Raw genomic sequence first — 19738 nt, forward strand, 5'->3', positions numbered from 1 at the left:
GCCCCAGGGGAAAAAGGGAGAACTAACCTTACACACTTTTTCGGACACTACCTGAATCGAAGTCTCTATCTTGATTCATTAAGGTAGGCACCTTGTTTTTGAAGGTTGTATCGTTTACTTGATAAGGAAGGATTTTCGTGGGTATGTGAACCTGATATTTGCTGTCAGACCAATGTCCTATATGAGAACTCTTTTTGGTATGGATTTAGAGCGATAAGATCAAGGTCTATAAGCTTGTAGCGATGTAGTCTCCCTGATTTTGGATATTCACAAGGGTATTTATGCTGACAAGGTCCGAGAGATATAATACTCTCGGACCTTGTCTTATCTTAAAAACAGATATTTTACTCGATCATGTGTCTTTTTCTTCTCTGCGATCTTCCATTGGCAGATTATTCTTCATTTTTTGATCTGCAACTTCTTTTTCCGGGGATGCGTTGGATTTTTTTGGACGAGGAGTAGACCTGAAAATATCAGCAAAGTTTTTGGGTCTTCCCTCTTCAAACCACATGAAGTTCGGGAAGAATTTATCCATTTCAACAAGCATAGGCACAGGTTTCATCATTCCCTTTGTTTGTTCAAGAAGTTTGATATACTCTATTTCCTCATTTTTGAATTTGATGAATATCGCACTACTTTGTGTTTTTATATGAGAACTGAGAGTACTGTCTTTCTCCATGCTATAGTAGATTGTCTCAGCATTACCCTCTGTACGCAGAGAGTCCAGCTTACTATTGCTTAAGTAAGCCTTGATAGAATTGCCTTTCATCTGATTATAGTGGACTCTATCAAGTTCCTGAGCAACAATAGCATTTTCTTCTATGATGGCTTCCCTAAGTGCTCCCTCACGCATAAACATAGTCACGGAGTCTCCGGTAATCTGAGTCTTGCCGTTCCACATAAATGGATTGCCGAGGCATTTCATGATGGAGTCATTTGAGTTGTATATCATTGTGTCACAGACAGCCTGCACATCCTGACGGAAGAGGCGCACGTTGCCCAATCCTTTAATAAGTTTGGTGGTAGAGTCTACTTTGATCAGCTCCATAAGTAAAGCATGGGCGTAAAGGGTGTCTTGCGATGAATATTCGAGTAAATAAGCTTTATCTGTTGCTTTTCCGTACTCTTTTTGTTCGTAATATTCCGCATATCCGCCTCTAAGCTCTACTTTGTCCGCCGTGTCTTTGAGGATAACGCCCCTATACATCTCTGCAAGACCTTTTTTGCGATCATAGTAAATCGAATCACTAGTCATGAATCGTGAGCCCGAGTATAGACGGGAACGATCAAGCAAGATGGCTTGATCCTGCTCTGTATGATAAATACCCCTACTGGTCTCTATATAACCACTGTCTCCCTGTATGGTAGTTGGACTAAGGATGGTTGCAATCTTTGTGTTGGTGTCGTAATGGAGAGTATCGGAGAAAAGCGTAAAGTTTGGATTTTCAAGTTTGACCTTTTCATTGAAAATCGCCTTTTTGGTAGCTGTTCGGTATTCTCCATAGACCGAGTAAAGAGTATTGAGAGTGTCGGTGATAGTCCCATTGTCAAAATAATAACCGACTCCTTTGACACGGTCGTAGTCGAAGCTGTCGGTAAATAATGTCGTGCCTCCGTGCTCCATACGCACGTTTTCACGTAACTCCGCAATCATGGTAGCACCATCGTATTTCATATACCTGCAGTAGATATTGAGACTATCTCCTTGGGTAAATCTGACATCTCCAAAGGCTTCAAAGGTGTTTTTCATCTCATAGAGTAGGGCACTGTCACAGTACATATACCCATTATTATGCTTGAAGATGACATTACCTTTTAGGACTTGAGCATCGGGATTCATGCTTTTGTCAAAAGACCATATATCCACATTTTCTATGAATATACGCTCCTTTTCCTTTTTCTGAGCGGTGGAGTCCCTTGTCTCATCAATAGAACGGATGATATATGCCGGTAGCTTGTGAGCATAAGACGGCATTCCTGCTCTGGATAAAAGGATAAAGGCTCCGAGTACAAAAAGGCCGGAGAAGATTTTTACTGCTTTATCCATCCTGGATAGTTAAATTGACATTGTTGGAAGTCAGGGCTGATCTTGACAAAAGTTTCCTTTTGTTTTTGTTTGATCCACTTATCTATGACTTCGGCCCTCTTCTTCTGTAGCACAATGTCTTTGATGATTTGGTAGTCTTCGGTTATATTCGCTCTATGTCCTTCTATACGACGTTTGAGCTTGACTACTGCTACTACAGTGTTGTTATTTTTATCTTTCATGATGAAAGGTGAGGATATCTCCCCTTCTTTGAGTTTTGCAATGTGTGTGGACACTTCTCTTGGGAGATCAGCCATTTCGAACTTTGAGGTACCGTAAAAGGAACTCTTTTCCGATGTGTTTACCATCAAACCATTGCTGTTTCTTGTGTCTTCATCATAGGAGAAGTAATTTGCGGCAATTTCAAATGAGAGAGAATCTTTACGGATAAGATTGGTAATAGAGTCCAACTGGGCTTCAGCTCTTCTGGTATTTTCATCCGAAACTTCGGGTTTCAGCATGATGTGCCTTAGGTTGATTCGATCGCCTCTCTTTTCAATGAGTTGCATGATATGGTAGCCCTTTGCTGTTTTAACGATACGAGAGACTTTTTTAGTATCTCCAAGTCCGAAAGCAACGTGTGCAAATTCCGGCTCAAGCTCCGCCTTACTCACAAACCCCATTTCTCCACCGTAAAGTGCGGTCGCCTGATCTTGGGAGTATAAGCGTGCTATGATACTGAAGTCTCTTGACCCCGAAGATATCTGTTCACTATATTCCCTAAGTTTGCTTTTGATGTCATCAATTTCCTTAGGTGCAATCCTTGGTTCTACCGTTATGATCTGTGTTTCAATGGTTGTGGGGATGAATGGCAGGCTGTCTTTCTCGATGCTTTCGTAAAATCTGGTGACTTCTGATGGAGATAGCTTGATGTCTGATACAAGTTTTCGTTGGACTGCTTGCACTGTGTATTCTTCACGCACAATCTTGCGGCGTTCCTCTCTGATCTGAGAAAGGCTTCTTCCAAGATACTCTTCGAGTTTCTCTTGGCTTCCTATTTGATTGATAGTTTGCTCTATCCATCTATTGACATCTTGTATTATTGCAGTCTCATTGGGTTGAATACTATCAATCTTAGCTTGGTTAAGAAACAGTTTCTGGATCGCAATCTTTTCAGAGATAACACATCTTGCATCCAAATCAAACTTTTCTCCTTGAGATTCATAGTAAAGCCTTTGCTTCTCTATGTCAGAAAGGAGTATTGGCTCGTCCCCGACGATCCATGCCACTTGATCAATGACATTTCTTTTCTGTGCATAAGAGGAAATACTCATTGTACACAGGAAAAGAATGATTATCAATACTTTTAATTTATAATATCCCATAATCAGAGTATTCTTTCTTTATCGTCTGTTTTGTATTACTTGTTTGTCTTTAACTTTACTCCAAGAGTCTTTTAGAGATACTGTACGGTTAAATATGATGTGATCAGGAGTCGAGTCTTTGTCCACCGTAAAATATCCCACACGTTGGAATTGGTAATGCTCTCCCGGTTTAGCTTTAGCAAGCCACTCCTCTGCATATGCTTTTGGGATGATTGTTTCCGAATCGGGATTAAGAAGTTCCGAGATATCTTTCACGTCTGCAGATGCCGGATCTTCTACAGTGAAGAGCCTATCATACAGTCTAACCTCAACCGGCAAAGCATGATCTACAGAGACCCAATGGATTGTTCCTTTGACTTTTTTGTTGCTTTCTGGCATTCCACTTCTAGTCTGCTCGTCGTATTCAGCATAAACCTCTATGATGTTACCTTCTGCATCCTTTTTGCATCCTGTACATTTGATGATGTAGGCACAACGCAGCCTTACTTCTTGTCCCGGAGTCAGGCGGAAGTATTTCTTGGGAGCATCCTCCATGAAGTCTTCGCGTTCGATGTAAAGTTCTCTTGAAAATGCGATGTCGTGAGTCCCACTATTTTCATCCTGAGGGTTGTTGACACTTGGCATATATTCGACCTTGCCGTCGGGGTAGTTTGTGATGATAAGTTTGATAGGATCTATGACTACACTTGCACGTTCTGCAACTTCGTTAAGATCATCTCGTACAGCGTGTTCAAGTAATGCAATATCTATAGTACCATCGTACTTTGTGTAACCAATCTTGTCAACAAAGTTTCGGATTGATCGAGGGGTATAGCCACGACGGCGGAGGCCGCATAGGGTAGGCATACGAGGGTCATCCCATCCATGTACTAGATTACGTTGGACAAGCTCAAGTAGCTTTCTTTTACTCATCATTGTGTAGGTGAGGTTAAGCCTATTGAACTCATATTGATGTGGTCTGTAATCATCTTTTTTGAGAAGATCCACAAGATAATCATATAGAGGGCGGTGGACAACAAACTCCAATGTACAGATTGAGTGAGTCACACCTTCAAAATAGTCACTCTGTCCATGTGCAAAGTCATACATGGGGTAAATACACCACTCGTTGCCCGTGCGATGGTGGGGATGATGAATGATGCGGTAGATGATAGGATCTCTGAAATGCATGTTTGAACTTGCCATGTCTATCTTTGCTCGCAACGTCATGGCTCCTTCAGGGAACTCTCCTTCCTTCATGCGTCGGAACAGGTCAAGATTTTCTTCCACAGGTCTATCACGATAAGGACTTGCGATCCCCGGAGTTGTAGGTGTCCCTTTTTGTCGAGCGATCTCTTCCGATGATTGTTCGTCTACATATGCGTGCCCTTTTTTGATGAGGTCTACTGCAAAGTCATAAAGTTGATGGAAGTAGTCAGAGGCATAGTAAACATTTTCCCACTGAAAGCCCAGCCAGTTTATATCTTCCTTGATCGCATCTACATACTCTACGTCCTCTTTGACAGGGTTGGTATCGTCAAAGCGTAAATTACATATCCCACCATATTTTTGAGCTATCCCAAAGTCTATACATACGGCTTTGGCATGTCCGATGTGCAGATACCCGTTGGGTTCCGGTGGAAACCGAGTTTGGATACGTCCGTTATTCAGACCATTTTTCAGATCTTGTTCGACAATTTGTTCGATGAAGTTGAGAGACTTTTCCATTACCTCTTTTGTTTCTTTTTCGATACTCATAAAACTATATATCTTATATTTCGTTTTTTCTTTACCCGAGGTTGATTACAATTCGCTGACAAATACGAAGTGTTTCAATTTTTCGTTGTCAGACCTATGTATATCAGCACCCTTACCCTCCCAGGAAATTTTACCTTTGTTCACAAAGATCACATGATCACCTATGTTTGTTACAGACTTCATGTCATGGGTATTTATTACCGTTGTGATGTTGGATTCCTTGGTTATGGTGCTGATGAGTTCATCTATGTGTCTTGATGTTTCCGGGTCCAACCCTGAATTTGGCTCATCGCAAAAAAGGTATTTTGGCTCGAGTGCGATAGCCCTCGCAATCGCAGCACGCTTCATCATACCGCCACTGACTTCTGCAGGATATTTATATCTCGCATCATAAAGTTTGACGCGCTCAATGCAATCCTTGGCTATTTGGACACGTTGCCCAGGTTTGTAGTTAGAAAACATATCAAGAGGGAACATAATGTTTTCAAATATTGTCATGCTGTCAAAAAGTGCGGAACCTTGAAAGAGCATCCCCACCTGCTGTCGTAGGGCTTTAAGATCTTCCGAACCCAAGTCATACAGGGACGTATTGTCATACATAACCTCTCCCTTGTCCGGGGGCATCAGCCCTACTATAGTTTTTAGAAGTACGGTTTTACCGGCCCCACTTTTCCCGATGACAAGGGAGCATTCGCCCTCCTTGAATGTCGCAGAGATACCTCTGAGTACTTCCTTGGTGTCAAATTTTTTTTCTACCGATTTTACTTCGATCATAGTCCTTTCTTATGTATTAGACCAACAACATCTGGGTCAAAAGCAAGTCTGCCACGAGGATCGATATACTGCTACTTACCACGGCTTTCGTACTCGCTTTACCGACCTGAAGTGCTCCTCCTTTTACGGTATATCCGTAGTATGCTGCAATACTTGTGATGAGAAATGCGTATACCACAGCTTTGATGATGGAGTAGAAGACATAGAATGCATTGAAGCTGAACTGTATCCCTCGCACAAACTCTGATGGCGGCACATCTCCGGAAAGAGTGCATGCAATATATCCTCCTCCTATCCCGATAAACATGCTGAGGATAACAAGGAAAGGTATCATAAGCATCAATCCCATAATTTTGGGAAGTATGAGGTAGTTAGCAGAGTTCACTCCCATGATATCCATTGCATCTATTTGCTCTGTGACTCTCATAGTTCCGATTTCACTAGCAATACTACTTCCGACCTTCCCTGCAAGGATTAGCCCCATGATGGTGGATGAGAATTCCAAGAGTATGACCTCCCGGGCAGTAAATCCTATTGTGAATTTTGGAATGAGGGGGGATGACATATTTATCCCCAACTGTATTGTGATGACCGAACCAATGAAAAATGATATTACAAGGACGATCCAAAGAGAGTCCACTCCAAGACTGTACATTTCCCGTCTCAACTCACGAAAAAACATACGCCAACGTCCCGGTTTACGGAAAACTTCCCGTAGGATCAGCGTGTATTCTCCAAACGTTTCGATCTTGCTTCGTAATATCATAAGCCAATATTATGTCTTTGCTCTATTCACGGCTTCTCGCGTCTATAGCTTAGAACCGTTTCTATATTGTGCTATGGTTGGTTTACTATGCCAATAGGGCATAGATAAGCAAAGATACGTATTTCTCCTATATAAATATGCATAGATGACCAGGACGATCTCTGATATAACACTTTTAAGGTTCATCGTTTCGTTGGCACTGTAATGTTTAGTAATATGTATTGCTGCAGAAGATAAAAGTCTATCTTTATGGAAATAAAAGATTTCGCACAAAATGAACTATCAAACTTTCCAACCACATCCCGATTTGCAGGACTTTGTAAAGTGCTATTGGATCTTGGAGGTGCCTGCAGAACCTTCTCCGCAAAAGCAAAGAGCTATTGTTGACGGGTACATTGAGATGATCTTTCATCTTGCAGATGATGTGCGATCATACTCCGATGAGGTTGGTTATAGTTTGCAGCCTCGTGCGATGATACTAGGGCATCCCGTGAAGCCATTTTTCTTTGAGCCGACGGGAGTTGTTGATACTTTTGCTGTACGATTTCTGCCTTACGGTTTTTCTAATCTCATCAAGCGACCTCTCCGAGATTTAACTGATAAAGTCCTCCCATTGCGAGATGTTTTTGATGAGGCATTTTCAGGTGAGGTGATACAACAGATTAATCAAGCAGAGACCACTCAAGAGAGGATTGCAGTGATAGAACATCTTCTCATTGAGAAAATCAACACGCAGGAGACGATTGATCATGTCATAAAGAATACTATCTCTGCCTTGGTTCAGGCGAATGGAAATAGATCCATTCACACTCTTTTGGAAGATTGTGGTACTAATCGACGGCAACTTGAACGCAAATTCACACAACAAGTTGGCCTTAGTCCCAAGCAATTGAGTCGAGTTATTCGGTTGCAAACAGCTTTGCGGATATTGTTAAACCACCCGACGGATAAGCTCTGTCGTATCGCTTATGAGGCTGATTATTATGATCAAGCTCATTTTATTCGAGAGTTCAAGGAGTTTGTAGGAACTACACCTCGTTCTTTTGGACAAGATGCTTCTATGGAAGTGGCTTCGCTGATGTACTCTGAAGAATAAGCGTCGCATCTGTACAATTTCGTATGAAGTGGATATTCTAACTTTGTGTCATAATAACAACAAAAATTGGAGGTTATGAAAAATCTTATTTCAATAGTAGAAATCCCTGTACTGGACTTCTCAAGGGCAGTAGCATTTTATCAAGCTGTTTTTGGGGTGCATATACATGAAGTTGATATGGACGATACACTGATGGGAGTATTTTCACATGAAGATGAGGAGATGAATATCTGTATCATAAAAGATAAAAATACCCTACCTTCAGATCAAGGTGTTTTGGTTTACTTTGATGCACAAGATGACTTGCAACCCATACTGGATCAGATAGAAGTGAGTGGGGGAATAGTTCTTCTGCCAAAAACTGAGATCGATCCTGAAATGGGCTTTTTTGCTTTGTTTCTTGACTCTGAGGGTAATAAACTCGGTTTGCATTCCCAAAAATAATCAAAGATGAGGAAGATATTTTTGTGTTCATCATTCAGCGATGTGGCTCCTTTGTTTAACAATTTTGTAATGGGGGATTTAAGGGGAAATGTTGTGACTTTTATCCCAACTGCCAGTCTAACTGAAAAAGTGAGGTTCTACGTCAAAGCCGGAAGGAAAGCTCTCGAAAAAATGGGATGTGTCATTGATGAACTAGATGTGTCAACGGCTACAGGAGAGGATGTCGAGGCTAAGTTAAGGGCGAACGATCTTATATACATAACAGGGGGCAATACCTTTTTTCTGCTTCAAGAGCTGCAAAAATCGGGCGCAGACAAAATCATCAAAGAGCAGATCTCAAGCGGTAAGATCTATGTCGGGGAGTCTGCGGGAGCAATGATACTTTCGCCCTATCTTGAATATGCCACTCTTATGGATAGTACCGAGTATGCGTTGGAGCTTACATCTTTTTCCGGACTTGGTGTAGTTGATTTTTATACTGTCCCGCATCATACCAATTTTCCTTTTATCAGAGTTGTTGAGGAAATTCTGTCTAAATATCAGGATGCATTGGACTTGTGCCCCATCAGCAATTCACAAGCTATTTGTGTTGAAAACGAAAGCGTCAGGGTGCAGTCGATGTGACTCGTTCAAAATACCCCTTTGAATGAAATTTTACGCAATTATTTTGTGACTTCTTATAGGGCCTGAAGAAAAGGGAGGCTAAAGGTCGAATTCGATGTGTCTAACTTGACGGATCAAGTTAGACAACTTTTTTAGTCCTCCTCAGCTAATGCTAAATCTTTGGCGATTCTGTGTGTTTTTTATTCCTCTAATATATCGATTATGTGTAGACTGGTAGGTCTCTTTATTTGATCTTGGTCTAAAGTGAAAAGTCTGCTCTGATTTATCAAGGCAGATTTTTCATTTTTTCTCGAAAAGCAACCCTTCATAATAGCTGGAAGCGGATCATGGGGCACTTGTGGGTTGGACTTTGCAGGGCAACCGCATCAAAATGTAAGTGTCTGATTATCAATCATAGTTTTGAGTACATTCTTTATCTTTGAATATAATCCTCAAAATGCAATCATTTGAAAATTAGCAACTTGTATTTTGTCGAGATTTTTGATGCGGTTGCCCTGTGGAATTTGTTATATCACTCTCAAGTTAATCGATTTTTCGTACCTTTGAACAATACCATAATCAGATGTACTTTATGTAGATGAAAAAAGATAATATCATAAATATATTCAATAGGATAAAGGCTCTCAATCCTTTTGTTGTAATGGCTGTAATAGGATTGTTGTTGCTGTTGTATCCCAGTGATGACAGCATTTTCAGCCAAATCGAGTATAGTTCACAACTGAAGTCTATGATCAAGGAGCGAGATCGATTGAAGAAAAAGATAGAAGAAGATCATATAAAACTCGATCAGTTGAGGTTCAAGAGAGAAAAACTTGAGAAGTATGCACGTGAGAGATTCCTCATGAAGGCTGAGGATGAGGATCTCTATATCTTGAAGGACTAATATATTCAATCAATTACGAGTCATGAAAGGCTTTTCCCCTACCATAGCTACGATACTTCTGTATGTTTCGTTTCTGCTCATTATCCTTGGTTCATCTTTGTACATCTTGGCTCTGACATGGACCGTGTGGCTCTTCATCATTGGAGCTATCGGCCTTACTTCATATTTTCTTCTTTCTTCACTCGCTGTACGTGGAGGCGTAGCGCGTGAACGAAGACTTAATAGAATGGGGTTTATAGGCTCTCTTTTTTATATCGTATCGAGTGGATTTATGTACGAGAGATCCAATGTCTGGGTAATCCTTTTTGCCATAGCCTCAATATACGTGATGTACAGTCTCTTGGCAAAGCGAGATTGATGGAGGAAACTTGCAGTGCAAATGAATGCGTTTATATTTTAAAAATCAATGGATAGAAAGTTAGTCATCATTCCTACATACAACGAGATCGAAAATATCCGCAATATTGTTACCGCGGTGATTGAGTTAAAGGAGTTTTTTGATGTACTTGTTGTAGACGACAATTCGCCTGATGGCACAGCTGGTGTTGTCAAACAATTGATAGTGGAGTACCCGGAGCGAGTCTTTTTGCTGGAGCGCCCTGGTAAGCAAGGTTTGGGAACTGCTTATCTTGCGGGGTTTGAATGGGCTTTGATTCATGACTATGACTATATCATTGAGATGGATGCGGATTTCAGTCACAATCCAAATGATCTCCCAAAATTATATAGGGCATGTACTGATGCGGGTGCGGATGTTGCCATAGGTTCCAGATATTGTAATGGCGTCAATGTGGTCAATTGGCCACTTGGTCGCGTACTTATGTCATACTTTGCATCTGTCTACGTGCGTATGGTGACAGGCATGTTGGTAAGAGACGCAACAGCAGGATTTGTCTGCTATAGGGCAGAGGTGCTGAAGACCATAGAGTTGGATAAGATACACTTCAAAGGTTATGCTTTTCAGATAGAGATGAAGTATACTGCAATGTTGTGCGGTTTTACGATCACAGAAGTTCCCATCATCTTCGTAAATAGAGTGGAGGGAACCTCCAAGATGAATACTTCAATCTTTGGAGAGGCTCTTTTTGGGGTTCTTAAACTTAAGTGGTGGGGGATGACTAAAAGATTTCCGCAGAAGGGACATAATATCTTTGTGAGGCAAGAAAAACAATGACTTAATAGCAAAATGATCTATGCATAAGATATGGATAAAAGATGCACTCATTGTCAATGAAGGCACAGAGTACATCGGATCGATAGAAATCTCAGGCAAAAGGATTAGCCGTGTGATCGAAGGGGAGGGCGTGGATATGCCGAGCGATATCTCCGAAGTGATAGAAGCCAAGGGTATGATGTGTATCCCCGGTGTCATAGATGATCAGGTCCATTTCAGAGATCCGGGGCTTACCCATAAGGGCTCTTTGGAGACAGAGAGCAAGGCTGCTCTCATGGGTGGAGTAACCTCTTTCATGGATATGCCTAATACTAATCCTCAGACTACTTCTATCGAGGCTTGGAGAGACAAAATGGTTCTTGCTGCTAAGACTTCGTATGCCAATTATTCCTTTTACATGGGGGCGACCAATGACAATGCAGATGTCCTTGGTCAACTAGACCTTGTGCATACTCCCGGAGTCAAGGTTTTTATGGGTGCCTCAACAGGTAATATGTTGGTGGATAGACAGGAAACTCTCAGACGGATATTTGCAGAATCACCGGTACTCATCGCAATACACAGTGAGAGTGAGGATGTGATTCGTCGCAATAAAGAAACATATATAGAAAAGTATGGCGATGATATCCCGGTGCGATTTCACCCTTCGATAAGAAGTGAAGAGGCTTGCTATGAGTCTACTCGTCGGGCCGTAGCCTTGGCTAAGGAAACCGGGGCTCGCCTCCATGTTTTGCATCTGTCAACAGCGAAAGAATTGGAGTTTTTCAGTGCTGATAGACCTTTGTCTGAGAAGCATATCACCGCAGAAGTCTGCGTCCATCACTTGTGGTTTGATGACTCTCAGTACGAGACCTTGGGGACGCGGATCAAATGGAACCCGGCCGTAAAGACTGTACACGACAGGGATGCTCTGAGACAAGCCGCAAAGGTAAGACAGGTGGATGTCATAGCAACGGATCATGCTCCACATTTGATGAGCGAAAAGGAGGGTGGCGCGTTGAAAGCTGCATCCGGTGGCCCTCTTGTCGAGCATTCTTTGGCTCTGAGTTTAGAGTTGGTAGATCAGGGAGTCTTTACTGTTTCGGATGTTGTCGATTTGATGTGTCATAGACCTGCTCAGTTGTTCGGTATCAAGGAGAGAGGTTTCCTTCGTGAAGGATATTTCGCTGATATTGTTTTGGTTTCTCGTGGTGAAGAGTGGAATATTACGGACGATAAAGTGCACTATAAGTGTGGGTGGACTCCCTTGAATGGAACAACCCTCCACAATAGAGTCAGGACAACAATACTTAATGGTCAGATTGTCGTTAGGGATCATCAGTGGCAGGGAGTGCATGCTGCTGAGGCATTGGAGTTTGAGCATCGTAAACGTTGATATACAGAGAAACTATGCGTAATAAGTTGAGTCTGATTCGATACATCCTTTTGATCTTTTCTTGTATCCTGTTGGGTGAAGTGATGCTGTCGGCACAGATACGTGATAAGATAGAGGAGCAATTCCGGAAGCGTGATGCCATAGAGAAGCATGATGATAGTGATAATGACAGGATCGGTAATCTCCATGCGACATATATCTTTAGGCGGACAGGAGATGTGAAAACTGCTTTTTTGGACACATTGAAGCTCAACTATTTTCACCGCTCATCGATAGAGGGACTTAGCGTTGCAGAGGCGTACACAAGTACATATGCTTCTCCTTATCAGTCCAAGATATATTTTGATCGCCCCCTAGATCAATGGGGTGACTTTTACTTTACCAATCCCTACGACCATCTTATACATAGAGGGGAGGATATGCGCTTCTTCGATGCAAAAGTGCCTTATACTTCTTTGGCTTATATCAAGAATGGAGGATCGGATAATGTTGAGGAAAACTTTCATACGTTATTTTCGACCAACCTTGGTAAGAAACTTAATGTTGGAGGACAGTTTGATTATGACTATGCGAATGGTTACTACGCTTCGACAAAATCCAAAAATGTTACATACAGAGCCTTTCTCTCGTACAAGGGGGATCGCTATCAAGCTTATCTCTCGGTAGGCAATACCAATACTATAAATCTTGAAAATGGGGGGATTACAGATGATCGATACATCACAAATCCTGACGAGTTTACTGATGGTCGTCGGTCATTACTTCTGAAGGACATCCCCACGAAGTACAAGGGTGTGTGGAATAGGATCCACTTCGGCTCTGTAAGGTTGAATCATCGTTTCTCCTTGGGTATAACCCGTACGGATAGTATTAAGGGAGGAGATAGTGTCCGTGTCGTAGAGAACTTCACGCCTGTAACCTCTTTCTTTCATGATTTTCATTACGAGAAGGGACGCCGTAGATTTGTAGGGCAGGATCAGGGGCTATTGAAGGACTTTCCTGAACCTATATTGCCTAGACCCATAGATGCAACTTATTATCCCAACGATACTTTGGTTTTGGTAAAGATCTCCAATACATTGGGTATTGAGTTGCTTGAGGGATTTCACAAGTGGGCAAAGTTTGGCTTGGCTGCTTTTGTCTCTCTCGATCACAAGAGGTACCGGGTGCCTCTATATGGAGTCTCCGATCAAAATTTGGATAGAATCGAAAATACGACTTATGTCGGAGGGCGTTTGAGTAGCAAGAATCTCAAGAACTTTGGTTACCATGTACAGGGTGAGTTTGCTTTTATGGGGAGTCAGGTGGGAGAACTTCGTATCGATGGTGAAGCATATACACGCATGAAGTTGTTCGGTAAAGATGTCTTCCTTGATGTGCATGGTAATGTGTTTAATACTCCTCCGTCATATCTACTGAAGAGATATAAGGCTACTCTCCATGAGTGGGATAGGGATCTTGTGATGACTCAGAGACTTCGTGCCGGAGGACGGCTTCGTATCCCTGCGACAGCTACTGAACTGCATGCTAATTTTGAAACAATACAAAATCCTTTGTACGTAGATGAAAAGGCACAGCCCAATCAATTGAAAACTAACTTTAGGGTCCTGGCTTTGGGCATAGATCAAAAATTGAGTTTGGGCTTTCTTAATTGGGAAAATAGTGTCGTATGGCAAAACTCAAGTGATCATGTAGTTGCTCCATTGCCTGATATCGCCATTTATTCTAATTTCTATATCAAGGCTTTGATAGCTAAAGTTATGACTCTCCAGTTGGGCGTTGATGCAAAGTATCATACAGCATATCATGCTCCTTATTATGATCCTACCACTCAGTTGTTCAAACCTCAGAGTGAGATATCCATAGGAGGGGATACTCCGATGATGAGCATATATGCCAATGTGCACCTCAAGAGAACTAGATTCTTTGTGCAGTATTACAATGTTTCTTCTCGACTTTTTAAACCAAATTATTTTTCGACTGTTCATTATCCACAGTACCCGGCGATCGTGAGATTAGGGCTTGTGGTTGATTTGAGAAACTAAGAAAATGACAAGAGTAAAGCAATATCGTTGGCTGAGTATTATTTTGACATTATTGATATGTTCATTATTTTACTTGTCAGTGCGATCTTGTGGTGAGACATCAACACAGTCTTCTCAAAAAGAAGATTCAGTAGCCTTGAGGGTGGGCGTGGATTTGTCTCCTATGGATTTCAGGTTGGATATGGATGGTAATTTTTCAGGGATTCAATATGAACTATTGACTCTGATGTTGCCGGATACAATGATCAAATGGCATCCTTTTGCATCCAGGAATGATGCTTTGGAGGCTCTTTCTTCAGGTCAAATTGATATTTACGCCACATCTTTTGCTTGGTCAACAAATAAGGCATTGGAGTCTGTTACTACGACGAAACCTCTATATGTATCTGGTTTTGCTTTGGTTCATAGACCGGATTCATTGGAGAGGCCTTGGACAGACGCGTTTCATGATCTGAAAGAAATCCCTATTCATATTCCTGAATCGGCTCTTGACGTAGGTATCTTGCTTAAGAATCTTCAAGAGTTTTCATATCCAAATATCGTCATCATTGATCAACCGGGCCAGACGGCAGAGAGTCTTTGTCTGGCTGTTAAAAATGGAGAAATAGACTATGCTGTATGTGATCGAAATACTGCTCGTGCAATCAATGATCGTATTGGAGGATTGGTTGTGGAGTCAGGTATAGCTTTTGACTTATATCAGGTATGGCTCTTAGATAACCATAGGTCTGAATTGTGCCAAGTGATCAACTCAAAGATAGAGACGATGCAAGGCACGGACAGTTGGAACTCTGTGCTGAAAAGGTATGGTCTTCCTATTCGTTGAATGAATAAATAGTTAATCTATCAATGACATTTTATGATTTTGATTTAGATGATAGAGTATTGGATGGACTTGAAGCAATGAATTTTGTCAAGCCCTCTCCGATACAAGAGGCAAGCATCCCTCCAATACTCAACGGGCATGACGTTATTGCTTGTGCTCAGACAGGTACAGGTAAGACTGCAGCTTTTGTCTTGCCTATCCTCAGCCTGCTATCATCAGGAGAATATAGTTCTGATCATGTCAATGTGATCATCATGGCTCCTACAAGGGAGTTAGCTCAACAGATAGACCAGCAGATCGAAGCCTTTTCTTATTTTGTTGGTATATCTGCTGTTTCAATTTATGGTGGAACCGGGGGAATAGAATGGGAACAACAAAAACGAGGTCTGCGCCTTGGAACAGATATTGTGGTTGCGACTCCGGGCCGTCTTATCTCACACCTTAATCTGAATACTGTTGATCTTTCCCAGGTTAGCTTTTTTGTCTTGGATGAGGCTGACCGTATGTTAGATATGGGATTCTATGATGATATCATTGAGATATATCGCCATTTGCCGGAGAGTGTGCAGACAATAATGTTTTCTGCCACGATGCCCTCCAATATCCGGAAGATGGCAAAAGAGATCATGAAAAATCCGGTAGAGGTGAATATCGCAGTATCTCGTCCCCCCGAAAGTATCAATCAAAGTGTATACTATTGTCATGATGATGATAAGCCTGCGCTCCTCATAGAGCTTTTGACTAAACTCCGCCCAAAACGATGCATTACATTCTTTGCTTCAAAAGATCGTGTAAAGCAGATGAAGAGAGAACTCTCAATGAGAGGTCTTAAGGTTATGGAGATGCACTCTGATCTTGATCAAAGCGTTAGAGAGGACGTGATGAGAGACTTCAAGGCCGGTAAGATCGAGACAATTGTCGCGACAGATATTATCTCTCGAGGTATAGACGTCGATGATATCGAACTTGTTGTAAACTATGATGTTCCCCACGATCCGGAGGACTATGTCCATCGTATTGGTCGTACAGCTCGTGGAACAAATCTCAGTGGAGCTGCCATCACCATAGTCTCCTCCAAGGATAAACGTCGATTTATAGACATTGAGAAATTTTTAGGTTACAGAGTAAAGAGCAATGAATTGCCTGAAGGCATTCGTGCTTTAGTAGATGACAGGACTTTCATTAAACGTAAAGATAAAAATCCCCGAAGAAACAGTAAGAAAAAGCCGTCTGCACGACCTGCTAATACGTCATCTGATAACGCAGATGAAAATACTCAACAATCTCAACATCGCAAATACAGACGAAACAAGAAAAGAAACAATAACAATTCTAATCCTAATCAACCAAAGGATAAACCCAACATATGAAACCAACTTTTGACTCAAAAGATATACAAGCACTAAAAGATCAATTATTAGCTCCTCGTAAGATTACACTTATTTCGCACGTGTCACCTGACGGCGATGCCGTCGGATCGACTCTAGCTCTCTCCAAGGTCCTACGCTTATTAGGACATGATACCCGCGTCGTTTATCCCAGTTACTATCCTGATAGTTTTGTAGTTTTACATGGTATAGATGATACAATCATCGCACGTACAGAGGCAGAGAAGGCTATCGCTGCCATAGAGTCGGCAGAAATGATTTTTTGCATGGATTTCAACGAGCCTAAAAGAGTTGAAGGGCTCAGCGATCATCTTGAAAGAGCGAGAGCCTTTAAAGTCTTGATTGATCACCATCTTCATCCAAGTCCATTTGCGGATATCACCTTTTCATATCCGGAGATGTCTTCGACATGTCTTCTTCTCTACCATCTATTAGAGGAGTTAGGGTGGATGTCATATGTTGATCAGGATGTTGCGGAGGCGATCTATTGGGGGATGATGACAGATACCGGGAACTTTTCTTACAACTCCGAGGATCCGGATATATATACAACAATATCTGCCCTCCTCGAAAAGGGGATGCGCAAGGACTTTCTCACTGCGGCTGTTCAACGTGGTTTTTCGGTAGATCGAATCCGTCTTAATGCCCATGCTATAATGAATAACATGAGGGTCTTTCCTGAGTATAAGACTGCTATCATCACACTGACTAATCGCGAAAAGCTGGAGTATAACTACAAGGTTGGAGATACCGAAGGCCTTGTGAATGTCCCTCTTGAGGCAAAAGATATCGAATTCTCAGTGTTTATCTTTGAGGTGAATAACATGACTAAGATATCCCTGCGGTCCAAAGGTGAATTCCCGACCAATGTTTTTGCAAGGAACTTTTTTAATGGAGGTGGGCACAAGAATGCCTCCGGTGCAGAGGTCTATGACTCTTTGAGTAATACGTATGATCTTGTGCTCAAGGCGCTTAAGGTCATGCATCCATAAATAAGACCAAATTTTATACCCATGGAAGTAAAGAATATACCTTTGCATCTGACTCCGTTATTTCCTGATCTTCTAGGCGAAAAGCCTCTCATTATCTCCGGTCCTTGTAGTGCCGAGACCAGAGAACAGGTGATCAGCACAGCAAAGGAGCTTGAAGCGTCGGGGAGAGTACGAGTATTCCGAGCCGGTGTCTGGAAACCGCGTACTTATCCCGGAGGCTTTGAGGGGGTTGGTGAGGACGCTCTTTCATGGTTGGTTGAAGCACGAGATTTGACCGGACTGAAGATTGGCGTTGAGGTTGCAAGCCCATATCATGTCAAGGTCGCTTTGGCATATGGTGTAGATATGGTCTGGATTGGAGCACGTACTACATCCAATCCCTTCACATTGGATGAGATTGCAAAGGAGCTCAAAGGGCATGACATAGCTGTGATGGTTAAAAATCCTATTGCTCCGGATATGCATCTTTGGTTGGGCGCGATCCAACGTCTGAATTCTTATGGGATTACACGTCTTGCTGCCATACATAGAGGGTTTGGTCCCGGGCATAAGACACATTATCGGAATCTCCCTATATGGAAGATTCCGACACGGATGAGACAAATTTATCCTTCACTTCCTTTCTTTTGTGATCCAAGCCATATAACCGGAGACCGTAGCCTTATTGCAGAAGTTTCTCAGGAGGCAATGGACAGGTGTTACGACGGGTTATTCATAGAGTGTCATTGCCGGCCGGATCAGGCATGGAGTGATTCTGCTCAGCAAATTACCCCCAACACGCTTAGTGAGATTATTCAAGGTCTTAAAATAGGCGACTGTGATCCATGTCTTGGAGAAGATATTGAGAGGTTGCGCCAACGCATTGATGAGATAGATGACGAAATAATCAGATTGCTTGGCGAACGTTCTGCCATATCCGAGGAAATAGGTCATTGGAAGGCTACCAATGCCAAAACTGCTTTTCAGTCCAAACGTTATGAGTTCATGATGAGTGATAGGGAGAGGCGAGCAGAGCGCTATGGAGTTTCTCCTGAACTCGCAAGAGACATATTTGATCTTATTCACGATGCTTCGCTAAAACAGCAGAGTGAAATTATAAGTTAATCCGTTAGATATTAAAGGTTATGCATATCAAGGAAACAAAGATTAGGCTCGAACGTGTCGTGGTATATGCTCGACACGGAGTTATGGCACATGAGACACTTGTCGGCAATCAATTTCATGTTACGCTTGAGGTATTGTTTGATGCTTCTAAGGCAATGTTGGATGACAAATTGACCGGTACCGTCAATTATGCTGAATTATATGAGCTCATTCAGGAGGAAATGTCCACTCCCTCCAAACTTATTGAGCATGCAGCCTGGCGAGTCCTTTTGCGCTTGGAGAGAGAGTATCCTATGATTACCGAGGCTCTGATTGAGGTTGAGAAGAATGCGCCACCGGTCCCCAACTATCAGGCTCAGAGGCTTGCGTTCTCAGCAAAGGTCTGTTTTGCCAATCAATGATTCTTTCGGGCCCAATACCCTTAGGCAAATGCTAAAAGTGCCATTCTTGATCGAAAGTCAAGAGTGGCACTTTTTTGTGAAAGAGGAGGCAAGTAAATTTCTTGTTATCATTTGATCACTTAGTGTATAGAATGTGCTTTTTTACCGAAAATAAGGTATGATTTTTGATATTGTTTACCTAATCAATGGGATTGTAAGGTATATCTATAATTGTGACCTTTGTTGAGTTTAATTGACACTTTATTTAGTCTGACAGAGACCGATTTGTATCATAAGTTGATCTGTCTTTATCATGATTAGATGGTATTTTTGGTAGTGTCCGAAAAAGTGTGTAAGGTTAGTTCTCCCTTTTTCCCCTGGGGCATGCCCCAGGGGAAAAAAACTTTGAGTTTTTCCTGTTATTACTCATTACTCATTTATTTGGTGCTCCACTCTTGGAAATAGGGTAACCTCCTTGCGTAAGTCCTTTCGGTCATTTCTCGGGCAACAGATCCGAGGAGAAAGACCACGGCATCAGCCGAGGGAAGAGCCCCACGCATGCGCAACGTACGCTTATAGCTCCGATTGAGACGCTCCACCCAATTCGTCGAGTAAATCATACGACGAACACCCTCCGGGAACATCAGGTAAGTGAAGTAGCCTATATTGCGAGGTGCCGATAAGGAGAGCAGACTCCTGTAGCTTTTCCCCCGACGTTC

Annotated in this window: 19 protein-coding genes; 13 read left to right on the plus strand and 6 right to left on the minus strand. The window is 42.1% G+C overall.

Translation table 11 applies throughout. From position 1 onward, the window contains the following. Window positions 1-352: 352 nt before the first annotated feature. The 5 genes from Q4A14_RS06830 to Q4A14_RS06850 all read right to left on the minus strand — a co-directional run bounded on the left by Q4A14_RS06830 (window position 353) and on the right by Q4A14_RS06850 (window position 6688). Entirely contained in the window at window positions 353-2047 is a 1695-nt protein-coding gene (locus tag Q4A14_RS06830; RefSeq protein ID WP_303170945.1) for an OstA-like protein, read from the minus strand. After that, on the minus strand, window positions 2032-3360 hold the full coding sequence (locus Q4A14_RS06835) for a peptidylprolyl isomerase (protein ID WP_303170946.1): 1329 nt from the start codon (window positions 3358-3360) through the stop codon (window positions 2032-2034). The genes Q4A14_RS06830 and Q4A14_RS06835 overlap by 16 nt, the downstream gene beginning before the upstream one ends. A gap of 69 nt (window positions 3361-3429) precedes the next feature. Continuing rightward, on the minus strand, window positions 3430-5148 hold the full coding sequence (locus Q4A14_RS06840) for a glutamine--tRNA ligase/YqeY domain fusion protein (RefSeq protein ID WP_303170947.1): 1719 nt from the start codon (window positions 5146-5148) through the stop codon (window positions 3430-3432). Window positions 5149-5193: 45 nt separating this feature from the next. Then, entirely contained in the window at window positions 5194-5922 is a 729-nt protein-coding gene (locus Q4A14_RS06845) for an ABC transporter ATP-binding protein (protein WP_303170948.1), read from the minus strand. A 16-nt stretch (window positions 5923-5938) separates the two neighbouring features. After that, window positions 5939-6688 carry an ABC transporter permease gene (locus Q4A14_RS06850; protein WP_303170949.1) on the minus strand — a complete coding sequence of 250 codons (750 nt, stop codon included), beginning with the start codon at window positions 6686-6688 and terminating at the stop codon, window positions 5939-5941. Between the two features lie 274 nt (window positions 6689-6962). Between Q4A14_RS06850 and Q4A14_RS06855 the strand changes: the two genes are divergently transcribed. The 13 genes from Q4A14_RS06855 (at window position 6963) to folB (ending at window position 19040) form a co-directional block, all read left to right on the plus strand. Continuing rightward, complete coding sequence (locus Q4A14_RS06855) at window positions 6963-7784, plus strand: helix-turn-helix domain-containing protein (protein ID WP_303170950.1); 822 nt, start codon at window positions 6963-6965, stop codon at window positions 7782-7784. A gap of 75 nt (window positions 7785-7859) precedes the next feature. After that, window positions 7860-8228, plus strand: coding sequence for a VOC family protein (locus tag Q4A14_RS06860; protein ID WP_303170951.1), 369 nt, complete (start codon window positions 7860-7862; stop codon window positions 8226-8228). Window positions 8229-8234: 6 nt separating this feature from the next. Then, the gene (locus tag Q4A14_RS06865) at window positions 8235-8852 is read left to right on the plus strand and encodes a Type 1 glutamine amidotransferase-like domain-containing protein (RefSeq protein WP_303170952.1); all 618 of its coding nucleotides are present in this window, start codon (window positions 8235-8237) and stop codon (window positions 8850-8852) included. A gap of 577 nt (window positions 8853-9429) precedes the next feature. Then, window positions 9430-9735, plus strand: coding sequence for a septum formation initiator family protein (locus Q4A14_RS06870; protein WP_303170953.1), 306 nt, complete (start codon window positions 9430-9432; stop codon window positions 9733-9735). A 22-nt stretch (window positions 9736-9757) separates the two neighbouring features. Then, window positions 9758-10093: a hypothetical protein gene (locus tag Q4A14_RS06875; RefSeq protein ID WP_303170954.1), complete on the plus strand. Its 336-nt coding sequence runs from the start codon at window positions 9758-9760 to the stop codon at window positions 10091-10093. Between the two features lie 48 nt (window positions 10094-10141). Then, the gene (locus Q4A14_RS06880) at window positions 10142-10909 is read left to right on the plus strand and encodes a polyprenol monophosphomannose synthase (protein WP_303170955.1); all 768 of its coding nucleotides are present in this window, start codon (window positions 10142-10144) and stop codon (window positions 10907-10909) included. Window positions 10910-10928: 19 nt separating this feature from the next. After that, a complete protein-coding gene (locus Q4A14_RS06885; protein ID WP_303170956.1) occupies window positions 10929-12284 on the plus strand; it encodes a dihydroorotase in 1356 nt (451 codons plus the stop codon). A gap of 14 nt (window positions 12285-12298) precedes the next feature. Beyond that, the gene (locus tag Q4A14_RS06890) at window positions 12299-14329 is read left to right on the plus strand and encodes a putative porin (protein ID WP_303170957.1); all 2031 of its coding nucleotides are present in this window, start codon (window positions 12299-12301) and stop codon (window positions 14327-14329) included. A 4-nt stretch (window positions 14330-14333) separates the two neighbouring features. Further along, complete coding sequence (locus Q4A14_RS06895) at window positions 14334-15155, plus strand: transporter substrate-binding domain-containing protein (RefSeq protein WP_303170958.1); 822 nt, start codon at window positions 14334-14336, stop codon at window positions 15153-15155. Window positions 15156-15178: 23 nt separating this feature from the next. Beyond that, window positions 15179-16525 carry a DEAD/DEAH box helicase gene (locus Q4A14_RS06900; protein WP_303170960.1) on the plus strand — a complete coding sequence of 449 codons (1347 nt, stop codon included), beginning with the start codon at window positions 15179-15181 and terminating at the stop codon, window positions 16523-16525. After that, on the plus strand, window positions 16522-17535 hold the full coding sequence (locus Q4A14_RS06905) for a bifunctional oligoribonuclease/PAP phosphatase NrnA (RefSeq protein ID WP_303170961.1): 1014 nt from the start codon (window positions 16522-16524) through the stop codon (window positions 17533-17535). The genes Q4A14_RS06900 and Q4A14_RS06905 overlap by 4 nt, the downstream gene beginning before the upstream one ends. Before the next feature lie 21 nt (window positions 17536-17556). Continuing rightward, window positions 17557-18639, plus strand: coding sequence for a chorismate mutase (locus tag Q4A14_RS06910; RefSeq protein ID WP_303170962.1), 1083 nt, complete (start codon window positions 17557-17559; stop codon window positions 18637-18639). Between the two features lie 20 nt (window positions 18640-18659). Next, on the plus strand, window positions 18660-19040 hold the full coding sequence (gene folB, locus Q4A14_RS06915) for a dihydroneopterin aldolase (protein ID WP_303170963.1): 381 nt from the start codon (window positions 18660-18662) through the stop codon (window positions 19038-19040). Window positions 19041-19456: 416 nt separating this feature from the next. On the opposite strand, the gene Q4A14_RS06920 is transcribed toward folB, so the two are convergent. Then, window positions 19457-19738 (minus strand): transposase (locus tag Q4A14_RS06920; RefSeq protein ID WP_303170964.1); only part of this gene is annotated, 282 nt, incomplete at its 5' end.

The organism is Porphyromonas sp. (assembly GCF_030529325.1).
Lineage (GTDB): Bacteria > Bacteroidota > Bacteroidia > Bacteroidales > Porphyromonadaceae > Porphyromonas_A.

Coding starts and splice junctions, on each gene's coding strand:
- Q4A14_RS06875 (WP_303170954.1), top strand. CDS start 9,758: ATGAAAGGCTTTTCCCCTACCATAGCTACGATACTTCTGTATGTTTCG.
- Q4A14_RS06900 (WP_303170960.1), top strand. CDS start 15,179: ATGACATTTTATGATTTTGATTTAGATGATAGAGTATTGGATGGACTT.
- Q4A14_RS06835 (WP_303170946.1), bottom strand. CDS start 3,360: ATGAGTATTTCCTCTTATGCACAGAAAAGAAATGTCATTGATCAAGTG.
- Q4A14_RS06890 (WP_303170957.1), top strand. CDS start 12,299: ATGCGTAATAAGTTGAGTCTGATTCGATACATCCTTTTGATCTTTTCT.
- Q4A14_RS06865 (WP_303170952.1), top strand. CDS start 8,235: ATGAGGAAGATATTTTTGTGTTCATCATTCAGCGATGTGGCTCCTTTG.
- Q4A14_RS06845 (WP_303170948.1), bottom strand. CDS start 5,922: ATGATCGAAGTAAAATCGGTAGAAAAAAAATTTGACACCAAGGAAGTA.
- Q4A14_RS06860 (WP_303170951.1), top strand. CDS start 7,860: ATGAAAAATCTTATTTCAATAGTAGAAATCCCTGTACTGGACTTCTCA.
- Q4A14_RS06840 (WP_303170947.1), bottom strand. CDS start 5,148: ATGAGTATCGAAAAAGAAACAAAAGAGGTAATGGAAAAGTCTCTCAAC.
- Q4A14_RS06855 (WP_303170950.1), top strand. CDS start 6,963: ATGAACTATCAAACTTTCCAACCACATCCCGATTTGCAGGACTTTGTA.
- Q4A14_RS06830 (WP_303170945.1), bottom strand. CDS start 2,047: ATGGATAAAGCAGTAAAAATCTTCTCCGGCCTTTTTGTACTCGGAGCC.
- Q4A14_RS06910 (WP_303170962.1), top strand. CDS start 17,557: ATGGAAGTAAAGAATATACCTTTGCATCTGACTCCGTTATTTCCTGAT.
- Q4A14_RS06905 (WP_303170961.1), top strand. CDS start 16,522: ATGAAACCAACTTTTGACTCAAAAGATATACAAGCACTAAAAGATCAA.
- Q4A14_RS06885 (WP_303170956.1), top strand. CDS start 10,929: ATGCATAAGATATGGATAAAAGATGCACTCATTGTCAATGAAGGCACA.
- Q4A14_RS06895 (WP_303170958.1), top strand. CDS start 14,334: ATGACAAGAGTAAAGCAATATCGTTGGCTGAGTATTATTTTGACATTA.
- folB (WP_303170963.1), top strand. CDS start 18,660: ATGCATATCAAGGAAACAAAGATTAGGCTCGAACGTGTCGTGGTATAT.
- Q4A14_RS06870 (WP_303170953.1), top strand. CDS start 9,430: ATGAAAAAAGATAATATCATAAATATATTCAATAGGATAAAGGCTCTC.
- Q4A14_RS06880 (WP_303170955.1), top strand. CDS start 10,142: ATGGATAGAAAGTTAGTCATCATTCCTACATACAACGAGATCGAAAAT.
- Q4A14_RS06850 (WP_303170949.1), bottom strand. CDS start 6,688: ATGATATTACGAAGCAAGATCGAAACGTTTGGAGAATACACGCTGATC.